General features: G+C 61.8%; 10 protein-coding genes. 2 read left to right on the forward strand and 8 right to left on the reverse strand.

All coding sequences use genetic code 11. The annotated features are described in order from the left end of the window. Positions 1-40: 40 nt before the first annotated feature. From ACZ5WW_RS08130 to ACZ5WW_RS08160, 7 genes are all read right to left on the reverse strand, one after another. Positions 41-4,111, reverse strand: a complete 4,071-nt coding sequence (locus ACZ5WW_RS08130; RefSeq protein WP_377165347.1) for a hypothetical protein — start codon at positions 4,109-4,111, stop codon at positions 41-43. Positions 4,112-4,279: 168 nt separating this feature from the next. Continuing rightward, positions 4,280-4,939 carry a transposase gene (locus tag ACZ5WW_RS08135; protein ID WP_377165345.1) on the reverse strand — a complete coding sequence of 220 codons (660 nt, stop codon included), beginning with the start codon at positions 4,937-4,939 and terminating at the stop codon, positions 4,280-4,282. Between the two features lie 26 nt (positions 4,940-4,965). After that, positions 4,966-7,035, reverse strand: a complete 2,070-nt coding sequence (locus ACZ5WW_RS08140) for a BatA domain-containing protein (RefSeq protein WP_377165343.1) — start codon at positions 7,033-7,035, stop codon at positions 4,966-4,968. A gap of 12 nt (positions 7,036-7,047) precedes the next feature. After that, positions 7,048-7,977: a DUF58 domain-containing protein gene (locus tag ACZ5WW_RS08145; protein WP_377165341.1), complete on the reverse strand. Its 930-nt coding sequence runs from the start codon at positions 7,975-7,977 to the stop codon at positions 7,048-7,050. A 67-nt stretch (positions 7,978-8,044) separates the two neighbouring features. Continuing rightward, positions 8,045-8,413: a four helix bundle protein gene (locus tag ACZ5WW_RS08150; RefSeq protein ID WP_377165339.1), complete on the reverse strand. Its 369-nt coding sequence runs from the start codon at positions 8,411-8,413 to the stop codon at positions 8,045-8,047. 64 nt (positions 8,414-8,477) lie between these two features. Continuing rightward, positions 8,478-9,494, reverse strand: coding sequence for an AAA family ATPase (locus ACZ5WW_RS08155; RefSeq protein WP_377165337.1), 1,017 nt, complete (start codon positions 9,492-9,494; stop codon positions 8,478-8,480). A gap of 236 nt (positions 9,495-9,730) precedes the next feature. Further along, on the reverse strand, positions 9,731-10,102 hold the full coding sequence (locus ACZ5WW_RS08160; protein ID WP_377165335.1) for a hypothetical protein: 372 nt from the start codon (positions 10,100-10,102) through the stop codon (positions 9,731-9,733). 93 nt (positions 10,103-10,195) lie between these two features. Between ACZ5WW_RS08160 and ACZ5WW_RS08165 the strand changes: the two genes are divergently transcribed. Beyond that, positions 10,196-10,519 carry a hypothetical protein gene (locus tag ACZ5WW_RS08165; RefSeq protein ID WP_377165333.1) on the forward strand — a complete coding sequence of 108 codons (324 nt, stop codon included), beginning with the start codon at positions 10,196-10,198 and terminating at the stop codon, positions 10,517-10,519. Positions 10,520-10,528: 9 nt separating this feature from the next. Here the strand turns inward: ACZ5WW_RS08165 and ACZ5WW_RS08170 are convergent, their stop codons facing one another. Next, a complete protein-coding gene (locus tag ACZ5WW_RS08170) occupies positions 10,529-10,987 on the reverse strand; it encodes a cupin domain-containing protein (RefSeq protein WP_377165331.1) in 459 nt (152 codons plus the stop codon). Between the two features lie 143 nt (positions 10,988-11,130). On the opposite strand from ACZ5WW_RS08170, the gene ACZ5WW_RS08175 reads away from it, so the two are divergent. Beyond that, entirely contained in the window at positions 11,131-11,943 is an 813-nt protein-coding gene (locus ACZ5WW_RS08175) for a CE1 family esterase (RefSeq protein WP_377165329.1), read from the forward strand. Positions 11,944-12,201: the final 258 nt, after the last annotated feature.

A 12,201-nucleotide genomic window follows, 5' to 3' on the forward strand; every position in this document is an offset into this window, starting at 1 on the left:
AGCGTCGAGTCAGCTTTCCATCAAACAATCGGTTGCCTCCTCACTTTCCGGCTCCCAGCTCCTGGTAGTAGCGCTTCACCAGATCCCGGAACTCCGCCGGCACCGGATCACGGTCCACCGGCGCCAGGTTCTTGACCGCATCCTTCTTCGACAGCTCCTCCACCACCCGATCCCGCAGCTCCATCAGCGGCTGCGTGATCCGTGTGTTCAGGTGCGACACCTGCGGCGCCTCGTTGCTTCGCTTGAGCTCAATGCGCAGCGCCCGGGCGCGATCCTGCACCTTCGCCGCTTCATTGCGCAGTTCTGAGTTCTCCAGCAGCTCCTCCACCGTGCGCAGCCGGTCGCTCCACTGCTCGTAGCCGTTGCCGGTAAAGACACCCGTGTCAGGCTGCTCCTTGCCGTCTTCAAAAAACAGCGCCTCAGGCACCGCTCCGCCCGCGATCTGCGGCCGCCTGCGGTCATTGTCCGAATCACGGTCCCCCGTGGTGCCGATGCCCATGTCAGAGTTGGCAGCCTGCTGCGCCTGCCCTCGGCCTGATCGCGCCCCCTCTCCCGGCTGCGGCTGCCCCTCACCCGGCTTGCCGCTGCGGTCCGCCGTTTGACCGGATTGCTCGCCCAGTCCCTGTCCTTGCCCTTCCTGTCCAGGCTGCATGCCTTCCTTCCCAGCTCCTTGTCCCGGCTGCTCGCCATTCGGTTGCTGCGCAGAGGCCTGCTGCTGGCCCTGGCCTTGCCCCTCAGCTCCGGGTTGCTGGCCCTCCTGGCCTTTCTCGCCCGGCTTGCCACCCTGACCGGGCTTCTGACCGCTCTCCGCCGTCTGCGCATCCTTGCCTGCGCCCGGGCCTTCCTGGCCCTCCTGTCCCATGCCCGGCTGCTTGCCCTGCTGGATCGTCATCTGGGGCTGCCCCTCGCCATCCTTGCCCTGGCCATCCTTGCCCTGCTGTCCTTCTCTAGGCTTCTGACCTTCACCAGCTTTCATCCCCTTCTCAGCAGTCTGCTGGCCCTGCCCTTCCTGGCCTTGGCCCTTCTGCCCCTCGGCAGCCTTGGGATCAGTCTTCTCTCCCTGCCCTTGAGGATCGGCGGCATTCGCAGTCTTGGCGCCTTTGTCGCCCTTCTCACCTTCACTGCCCGCAGCCTCCTGCTCCTGCGCTTCCTTGATCAGCTTATCCAGCTCGTTCTTCGCCACACGCAGCGCCTCGCTCTCGTTGCCCAGCACGCTCTCAGCCGCCTTCTCCACGCCCTTTTTCAGCTCCTCCACCGCATTCGCCGCCTTGCGCTCGGCATCCTTCGCCTCCGCCTGCGTGCCATACCGCAGCTGATTTTGCGCCTCCTGCAGGTTTTCCTCCAGCGCACTCGTCTGCGCCTTGCGCACGGCGTCGTAGAGGTTGCGGTGCAGCAGCGGCTCACTTTGCTCCGCCTGCTCGCTCAGCTGCTTCATGCTGTTCAGCAGCTTCTGCACCTGCTCCTGCTGCCCCGCCACCTGCCGGCTCTGTGCAGCGTTCTGCATGTTCCGCTCGATGTCTGATCCCGCCTCCTTCTGATTCTCCAGCGCCTCGCTGATCTTCTTCTGGTTCTCCGCCGCGTCACGCGCCTGCTGGCGTATCTGCTTCATCTCCTCCGCAAATTTCTTCGAGGTCTTCTGCCGGAAATCCTCCCCCATCTTTTCCAGCTCACGCTGCGCCCGGGTGGTCGAGTTCGCGGCATCCGTCAGCTTTTCATTCTTCAGCTGCTCGGCCGCCTCCATCGCCTTCTCGCGCGCCTGGTCCAGCTTCTCCTTCGCCTCCGCCATGTTCTGCGCGTTTTCCGGCTTCTCCATGCGCTCCTTCAGGTCGTCGATGTCGCTCAGCAGCTGCTCCTGCTCCGTCTGCAGGCGCTTCAGCTGGTTCTCCAGCTCCTGCTTCTCCTCCTCCGTCTTCGCATTCGCCATCTGGTTTTGCAGCTCCTTGATCTTCTCCGCTATCGCCTCCTGCCGCCGCGCCAGCTCCTTCAGGCGGTTCAGCACCTGCAGGTTTTCCTGCTGCTCCGCGGTCTGCTCCTCCGTCGCCTGCTTCTCCTCCTCATAGCGCTGCTCCTTCTGCTTCAGCTCCAGGTCCATGATCTGGTTTTTGTTGGCCTGCTGCCCGGCCCCCTTCTGCGGCTTGTCCTGCCGCACCACCTGGTGCTCGCGGCTCTGCGCACGGTGCAGCCACTCCAGCGCCGTCTGCTCAAAGGTCAGCGCCTGGTTCAGCGGCGACCGCTTCTTTTCCTCCGCCGCCTGCTGCAGCGGCCCCTCGGCATCCTTCAGGCTCTTCCACGCCTCCGTCAGGTACTGCTTCACCTGCGAATCCTCCGCCTTCTCCATCCCCTCCTTCACCTTTTCCAGGGCGATCCCCGTGGACTGATGCACCACGTTGATGTCAGGCACCGCCGCCTCGATCACGCGCCCCGCGTTCGTGTCTCGGATGATCTTCCACGTCGCGTTCACCAGCTGCTTCACCAGGTCCACCAGTTCGTCGCTCTGCGCCTTCAGCTGCCCCGGCTCGCTGGGCGGCGCCTCCATCTCGCGGAAAATATCCTCAAAATGCCGCACATCGGCAAAGAACATGTCGCTCATGTTGCGCCGCACCTCGCCCTTCGGCCCGGTGTCCTCCGCCCATAGGTAGTAGCTCACCAGCTGCCTCGGCTCCGCGTGCTCCTTCTCCAGCACCAGCTCAGCCCGCACATCCTGCTTCTTCAGCGGCTCGGTCACCGCATGCTTGAACACGATCTCCTTGCTGCTCCCGTTGATGCTGAACACCGCCCCCGACTTCACCACCCCCAGGTCGTCAGACACCTTCGCCTCCACCGGCAGTTCCTGCAGGCTCGACACCTGCAGATCCCGCTTCGGGAAGACCACCTCGATCTTCGCCAGCTGGTTCGACTGCACCGTCACCGAAAACCACGGCGGATTCTTGTTCCCCCTCTCCGCCTCATCCACCAGATGCAGCCGGTACTTCAGCGTCTTCTCCGCCATCATCACGCCTTCCAGCACCGTGGCATCTCCGGCTGAAGCCGTCAGCGGGATCACCGTCTTGTCCTCGCCAAAAAGCTCCGCCGCCGTCAGATGCGGCGCAAAGGGGCTCACATCCTTGCGCCCCGCGCCACCCGCCTCGCCGCTCCCGATCAGCGGCTTGTTCACCTTGATCCGCCACACGATTTTCGCTCCCTCGAGCGCCGTCACCTTCTTCGTGTTCTTCGTCTCCTTCACCGGCAGCTTCGTGTACTCCGGCGGCGTCACCGTCACATCGCTGCTCACCAGCGCCGGATAGTCAAACACCGAGATCGTGTGCACCTCCGACTTCTGCCCGCTGAACTCCACGTGGTATTTCATATCACGCGCCACCTTGTGAATCATCCCGCCATACACCTGCTCGTCCACCGTCAGCCGCATTGGCAGCCGCTCACGCTCCTGGCCGTCAGCCTCGCTCACCACCAGCGTGGCATCCGCAGGCACCGGCCCGTTGAACCTCGCCTCCACGATCAGCTGCATGCCGCGTTCCAGCTCGGTATCTCCCGGCGTCAGCATCGCTTTAAACTCCGTCGGCTTCGTCGGCTCCTCCGTCTTCTTCTGCACAGCCACCATCTGGCTGCGGTGCTCCTGTACCCTCAGCGCGATCTCCGTGACCAGAAACACCACCACCGCCAGGCACGCCCCCACCAACGCCCGCATGTACGGCTTCTGCGCCACCGTCACCTGCCACGGCTGCGTCGCCGCATGCGCCAGCGCGCGGTCGATCAGCCTCTCATGCAAAAAACCCGCCGGCTCATCCGCACCCGGTTCATGCTCGATCGCCGTCAGCAGCAGCGCATCCAGACTCGCATGCCGCTTCTCAATAAGGCGCGCAATCTCCCGATCACTCCACACATTCCGCCGCCCCTTGATCCACGCGACCAGTCCCAGCACCACCAGCCCCAGCATCGACCACCGGTCCACCCTCTTGGAAATCTCAAACCCATTCAGCGTCGCCAGCAGCAACGCCCCCCGCACCACAATACCCGCCACCAGCACCACCGCCAGATGCCTCATCAGCCGCGCCCGGCGCAGGATCTCCCGTACCTCAGCAATCCGGGCTTCAAGAATGGTGCGAGCGATCATGATAGTGTCATTAACGGTATAAGAACGAGAAATCGTGCGAGCCAGGCGCCAGCAAAGTGGTCCGCACAGTCCCCTGTGCGGCGCTCCGCCACACCCAGCCGCCCCGCAAATGCCTGTCCAAAGAGTTCGTCACTCCCCTAAGTTTGCACGGTCCCACCCGTTCGGTTTCTAAGCTGCTGGTCGCTGCCATAATAAAAAATGGTCCGTTTTGAGCCCGGCCATCACAGGATTCCGGGCAATGTAAGCACGAAACTTCTCAAACGAAGCTTCGTTGCGCACAAGATGATCAAAACTCTCGTCCTGCCAAAACCGCCCGCTGCGCCCAAGAGTCTGATTGATCCCTATGGCCATCCATCTCTTCCACGACTCCACTTGCTTGAGCATGGCTTCCCGCGCGAGTCCGCCGACCAGGAGATGCACATGATTGGGCATGACCACATAATCGCCCAGCACATACCGGCTGCCATCAAAATGATGCAAAGCATCGGCCACCAGTCGTGCAATTTGAGGATCACGCAGTGCGCACTCACCGTGGCAACCATCAAGCTCGCTTTCCAAAGATCGGGCAAACTGACGAAAATCATCCCGCGCGGCCTCGTCGAGCATTTCAAAATCGAGCCGCCAGTCTCTGGACGCTGGATTGATGTCGTGCGCTAGCAGCCAACTGTTTCTTTCCTGTCTCCACCGTTGCCAGACCACACGCGGAATGGAATCCGCAGTACGCCAGGTGATGAAGTAGGTGGACTGAGCCTGATCCCAATGAGGCAGGTTGCCCCGGGTGACGGTGACACCCGCGACCGGATTGAAAAATTGAAAACGTTCGGGCATCACAGCATTCAAAAACACTCATTCGTTTAGGCGGAGCCATGGGATGCTGCGGAGTCCCGCACAGGGGACTGTGCGGACCACTTTGAGCTGCCGCTTCGCCCCGCAACCCAAGTTTCCAGCACAAGAACAGCCAGCAGCACCAGAAGAATATACCACCACGACTGCTGCCTCTGCTCAGTATCCGTGGCCGTGAGCCGCTGCTCCGCACTTTCTCCAGCCCCGGCCTTGTCGTCGCTGCCAGCCAGCTTGATCCCATACTCCGCCAGCTTCTGCGGCGGCATCGGCAGCACCCGCCCTTCGTCCGGCGGCAGGTTGACCGCCACGGACCGCATATGCGTCCCACCCTGCACTTGGTGCAGCCCCGCCTGCGCCGCCGTAAAAGTCTCCCCCGTCTTGAGCGCATGCACCTTCCCATCCGGCTCCGTGACCGTATGCGCAGCCCCGCTGTCCAGCGGCAGCACATCCCCCACCACCAGCGCACCCGCCGAATCATGACTGAATCCCGCCGCCGCCAGCCAGCCGTACAGCAGCGGTACAAACTTCGTGCTGAGCGCCAGCTGGCTGTCTCCCGGGTGCCATCCCGACGCCAGCACAATGAGCGTCCCCTGCCCAATCCGTGCGCTGAGGATCGCGGGTTTCCCGTTGTCAAAACTCGCCAGCGTTTCCAGCTTGCCGCCTGCGTCCTTGACCTCAATCTCGCGCTGCTTCCAGAAGCGCAGCTTCGTAAAGTCCCGCAGCTTCGGATCCGCAAACGGCCTGAGCAGCGGGTGCTCCGTCTTGACCTCCGCCAGCATCCGGTAGTCCCCCTCCCCGCCACCGTCCTTGACCGTGATACCAGGTATGCCCGTGAGAGTTTGTAGCAGAGCAGCATCGGCGGCGGAGGTGACGACCTCTACCAGAAACCCGCCCCCGCTCACAAAGTCGCGCAGCCCCGCATGCATCGCAGCAGGCGGCGTCGGTCCCGACACCACCAGCAGATCGGGACTCTGCTTCGGCAGCGCCGGGCTTGCCGTCAGCGCCGGAGCCAGCGTCGCCGTGGGCTGCAGCGCACGCGCCAGGTAGTACAGTGGAGCCGCCGCCTCATCCCGCGTGCTCTCCTCTCCCAGGAAATGAATGCGCACTGCTCGCGGCTGCGGCGGCGCGATGAAGAGCCGGTTGTCAAAATCATGCCTGTCACCGCTGAGCACCAGCGTCGTCGCCTTCGCCTCATTCGGCGGAGCCACCAGAATGCGCGAAGCCCCCGGCGGCATCTGCGATGAAATCCCGCCCGCCGCTGGAGCCCCCTGCCACGCCAGCGTGAAATCCCGCAGCGCCGAATCCCGCGTGTTGCTCACCCGCACGCGCACCAGCGCATCCGCGCCGCTCTCATCATCACGTGCAGCCAGAGCTATAGAAAAGTTGTCATTAGTCGCAGGCTCCAGCCGATGCACCTCCACACTCAGCTCCGCAGGCCACGCGATCGTCCTCAGCGCATCCAGCCGCGTCCCTTCCTGCAGATCCGAGATGAGGTGAATCCGCTTCTTCAGCCCCGCCGTGCTCGCATCAAACGATGGCACCGCCGCAATCAATGAGCGGTCCAGCTGCGTGGCGCTCCAGCCCGGCGACATCTCAGCCAGCCGGCTTTGCAACGCAGCCATACGATTCCCCGGCGTGTTCCGATCCTCCTCAAAACTCCACACCCCCGTCAGTTCGCGATCAAACACCGCCAGCGCCACACGGTCCGTGATCTTCGCTTCTTTGAAGAGCCGCACCGCTTCTTCCACCCCACGCTTCCACAGATCCTCCCGCCGCATCGACGCACTGCGGTCCAGCAGCACCAGCGTCGCCCGATCCGCAGACTTCGCCACCGAGTTCTCCCCCTGCAAAAACGGCCGCGCAAACATCAGCGCCAGCAGGATCAGCGCCAGGCAGCGCAGCGCCAGCAGCAGCCAGTTCTCCAGCCGCCTCTTGCTCACCGGCACCGGCGTGCTCGCATCCAGAAACATCAGTGTGCTAAACTCCACCCTGTCCTGCGGCGGCTTGCGTCTCAGATGCAAAAGTATCGGCGCAATGATCGCCGCAGCACCCGCAAGGTAGATGGGAAAAAGCCAGGACATGGGAATGACGAGCTAGGTGGCTATGCGTGCCGCTGCAGACTTGGAAGCCTTCTTCCTCTGCCGCGCAGAAAGAAAATCAAAGAGCACCTCCTCCAGCGGCTGGTCCGTCGGGCAGAAGTGATACTCCACATTGTGCCGCTCCGTCGCCTGCAGCACCGCCTCGCGATGCGCCTGCAGCCGCTTCAGATAATTCTCACGCACCAGCAGCGGATCAATGAACCGCTCCGCCCCCGTCTCCGCATCCCGGAAATACGTCGACTTCTCAAACGTGAAATCAATCTCCGCCCGGTCCATCAGGTGAAACAGCACCAAATCGTGACCCATCGCGCTCAGCAGCGCCAGCTGCTTCTCCAGAAGCTCCACCGGCGCCAGCAGATCCGTGATCAGGCAGATCATCCCCCGCTTCCTCAGCAGCTCCGCCAGCTGTCCCACCGACACCGCTAGCGACGTCCCCGCCGCCTTCGCCGGCCTCTCCAGCTCCGTGATGATCCGCCGCAGATGCCCCGGTCGGTTTCGCGCCGGCAGATGCTCCTCAATCCCATCCGCAAACATAGTCAGCCCCGCCGCATCCCCCTGCTTCATCAAAAACGAAGCCAGTGTCGCCGCCAGCGTCGCCGCATAATCCGCCTTCTTATAGCCAGCCGATCCAAACCCCATCGACTTGCTGTGATCAATCACCAGCTGACACCGCAGGTTCGTCTCATCCTCAAACTTCTTGATATAAGTCCGGTCACTCCTCGCCAGCACCTTCCAGTCAATATACCGAGGATCATCCCCCTGCACATACGCCCGATACTCCGAAAACTCCACCGAGAACCCATGATAAGGACTCCGGTGCATCCCCTTCCAAAGCCCCTCCACCACCACCTTCGCCCGCAGCTCAAGCGACTTGATCCGCATCAGCGCGGCAGGATCGAGAAACGTGGTGGTCTGAGCAGGCATCGGGTTGAAAAATGACGAATGAGTAAATCCGAATGACGAAATAATGACGAAACGCTGGCAAACCTCGTCACTTGGGAGGAGGCGCTTTCCGCAGAATAGCCGAGAAAATGAGATGCAGCTCCTTGGCCTCCTGCCAGATCGGCTTGGCCGCTTCGCGCATCTCAGGCTCCGCACGGACAATCATGCGGCACCAATGCTTGGTTTCCCGCGACTCCTTTTTGCAGGTGGCGATCTTGTTTCGGAAGTCTTTGTTCGAGATGGCATCATCCGCTTCTCCATAATTGGCACCGACGCTGGTTCCCGACCGAACGATCTGCGAGATAAGCGGCTTGGTCACTTCGTTGCGTGACACCGCCTTGGCAAAATCGATCACGTTTTCGCCAAACACCGCAGTGCGCTCCTCCACATCGAAATTCTTGTCACCCCCAGCGCTCATCTTCGTCATTCGGCATTCAGATTTATTTAGTCATTCGGATTTACTCATTCGTCATTTTTTCTCCCTAGGCTTTCACATGCTCCAGCAGCCTCTGTATCACCTTCTCCACCGTCACCCCTTCCGCCTCCGCCTTGTAATTCACCAAAATACGGTGCCTCAGCACCGGCAGCGCCATCGCCCGAATATCCTCCACCGTCACATGCGTCCGGTTGTGCAAAAGCACCCGCGTCTTCGCCCCCAGCACCAGGTTCTGACTCGCACGCGTCCCCGCGCCCCAGCTCACCCACTGGTTCACAAAATCCGGCACGCCATCTCTTCCCGGCCTCGACGCTGCTGAGATCCGCACCGCATACCGCGCCACATCTTCCGCGATCGGCACCTTCCTTACCGTCTGCTGAAACGCCAGCATCTCCTCCCCGCTGAACAGCCGCTGCACCGGCTCGCCCTTCCCCGCCGTCGTCTTCGTCACCACCGCCACCTCATCATCCTCGCTCAGGTAGTCGATCACAATGTTCAGCATGAACCGGTCCAGCTGCGCCTCTGGCAGCGGATACGTCCCCTCCTGCTCGATCGGGTTCTGCGTCGCCAGCACAAAGAACGGCTCCGGCAGCGGCATCGTCTTCCCGTTCACCGTCACCTGATGCTCCTGCATCGCCTCCAGCAGCGCCGCCTGCGTCTTCGGCGGCGTGCGGTTGATCTCATCCGCCAGGATCATGTTCGCAAACACCGGCCCCTTGCTGAACACCAGCTTCCGCCCCTCCGGGCTGTCCTCCAAAATCTCCGTCCCCGTGATGTCAGATGGCATCAAATCCGGCGTGAACTGAATGCGCTGAAAGCTCAAATGACAAACATCCGCCACGGTTTTAATCAGCAGCGTCTTCGCCAGCCCCGGCGCCCCGGTAATCAAACAATGCCCCCCGCTCAGCAGCGCGATCAGCATCTCATCAATCACATGCAGCTGCCCCACGATCACCTTCCCCACCTCCGCAAAAATCCGCTGCCTCGCCGTGGAGAGCAGCTCGACGATCTGGCGTTCAGTGAGGGTGGCGGACGACGGCGATAGATCGGAGGGAGCGCTCATGGAAAGGAATGCTCTATCAAACAGCGCCCGCGATGCCAAGTTTTCATCCACCCCGCAGGAACTGCAATTGATCCCCCTTCCAAGCGCCAGCGTCCCCAAAGGAGAGGGATCATCTTGATCCCTCAACCTTTCACCCTGCTGTTCCACTCACACGCCACCCACCGCCCATTTTACAATTCTTAGTTTTCAGTTCTCAGTTTACAATCCTCGCGCACGCACCCGTGCCTTCCCAAGGTCTACCTCGCCCACGCCGGCTCCGGTTCCTTCTCCCCAGCACCCACGCCCACCAGCTCCTCTTCCTCCACCTCCTCAGTCTCCTCCAGCAGCGGCGCAAACCTCTCCGACCTAAACCCCAGCTCCTGCTTCACGCTCGAGTGCGGATCATCCGGATTGTTCAGCTCCTTCAGCAGCAGCAGAATGTCAAACTCCGCTCCCGCCAGCTTGATCTCCGCATCATCGTTCACCACAAACTGCGGGTTCGACCGCCCTGCGCGGATCGCCCTCACCGTGTAGATCTCATCCTTCTTGGGCAGGGACTTGTACAAATCAAAGACCCACGGGTCGAATTGATCATCGATGCACACAACTTGCTGGCCGGTTTTAAACATGCGCAGGCGTTATAGCCATGAGATGCGCTCTGGCAAGAGATTGACAGAGCAGGCTGCTATCTTGTTATCATGAGCAGGCACCGTCCTCCACACATGAAAATCTTGATTCAGACTGTCGCATCTTTGATCGCCGCCTCCTTGCTCGTCAGTTGTGCCACAAACGACCATCCTCCATGCCGCAGGGTCAATGCCCAGGAGTTCATGCGCCCTCACACCTTCAAAGGCATCGCCTCAGACCGCTTCATTGGCACCAGCAGGCCGCTCTCCTTCTTCAGCAAGTCCGGCAAAGCCTACAAGGAAATCTGGGAGCCCGGCCTCTTCCACGGCTGGGCGGTGATCTGGATCCCTGTCACGGAGCTGCCTCCAGATTACCTGGCCGAGGCACGTCAGAAACCGAACCGCACGCAGCCCCGGTAAAATTCGCCATTACACAAAAAAGATGCCGTGCTCCCCGGCGATCTCCACCAGGCGTCCCATGTCAGGCCCGCCCTCTTTCGCAAACTCCACCGCACACCGGTCAAAGAAGTTTTCAAAGCCCGACGGCACCGTCGTGATCAGCATCTTCAGCGGCGTCTGCCCCGCATTGCGGAAGGCATGCACCGTCCCCTTCGGCATAAAGACCGCCGTGCCCGGCACCACCGCCGTCCATTGCCCGTCCTGGAAAAACTCCGCGCTGCCCTCGATCACATAAAAATTCTCATCCTCCCGCGTGTGGTAGTGCGGCGGCGGCCCGCCCCCCGGATGCGTCGTCTCGATCCACTGCGTAAACCGCCCGCCCGACTGCGCACCCGTGATCACAAACTCCACCTCATCCCCAAACACCGCCATCCCACGCCCCTGTCCAGGCTGGGTGATCACCGGCACAGCATCATTCACAGTACTCATATTCCGCGATCCTAGCGCAACCCATCCAGCTCGCAAGCCATTGGCAAACCCCAATCGCACTGCCGCACCCGACCTTTCAGGAAGCCCCGCAACTTCACGTCCCCCCTGACGTTGAAGCCCACAATCCTCCCACCTCTCCAGCCATGCTCCGCCATCTCTTCCACCTGCTCATCCTGCTGGCCACCATCACCACCGGCTACGCACAGCTCCAGCTCCCCCAGGGCATCAGCAGGCTCGACATCACCTTGGGCGGCGTCCCCCGCACCGGCTTCATCTACACCCCCACCACCGCCAGGGAAACACCCGCACCCGTCATCTTCGTCTGGCACGGCCACGGCGGCACCGCGCTCAATGCAGCTCGCTCCTTCGCCATGCACAGGCACATGCCCGAGGCCATCTCCGTCTATCTCCAGGGCCTCAACACCCCCGGCCAGCTCACCGACCCCGAAGGCAAAAAGCCCGGCTGGCAGCACGCCGCAGGCGCCCAGGACGACCGCGACCTCAAGCTCTTCGATGCCGCCCTCGCCTACCTCAAAGAGCACTACAAAGTCGACACTAGACGCATCTTCTCCACCGGCCACTCCAATGGCGGCGGCTTCACCTACCTCCTCTGGCAGACACGGCCCGATGTCCTCTGCGCCGTCGCCCCCTCCGCCGCAGCCTCCATCCGCCTCAGAGACACCCCCTTCAAGCCCAAGCCCTGCATGCACCTCGCCGGCACCGCAGATCCCCTCGTCAAATTCGAGTGGCAGCAGCAGGCCATCGCCAGGGTCAAAGAGATCAACCAATGCGAGCCCGAAGGCAAGCCCTGGGCGCCCAATTGCACCCTCTACCCCTCAAAAGCCGGCACCCCGCTCATCACCTTCATCCTCCCCGGCGGCACCCACAAGTTCCCCGAAGAAGCCCCGCCCCTCATCGCCAGATTCTTCAAAGAACAAGCCGCCGCCGTAAAGTAAAAGCACTTTCCGCAAAGTACGACAGGCACTCCTGCCTGTCGGTCAGCGCTCCGCAAACACCCACCCCATTCAGGCACTTAGACACTCCTCCAGCACGCATCTCCACCGCTTGGAGGATAGCCGTCCCGGCTGTCCATGGGAGACAGGCTTCCAGCCTGTCCTGCGCATCACACTGACTCGTGTCCTCTCTATCCTGCAGGAAAGGAATCATCCAGATCCCTCCACGACCACACCGCCAGCCCCCCTCACTTTTTACTT

This window comes from Prosthecobacter fluviatilis (assembly GCF_055388355.1).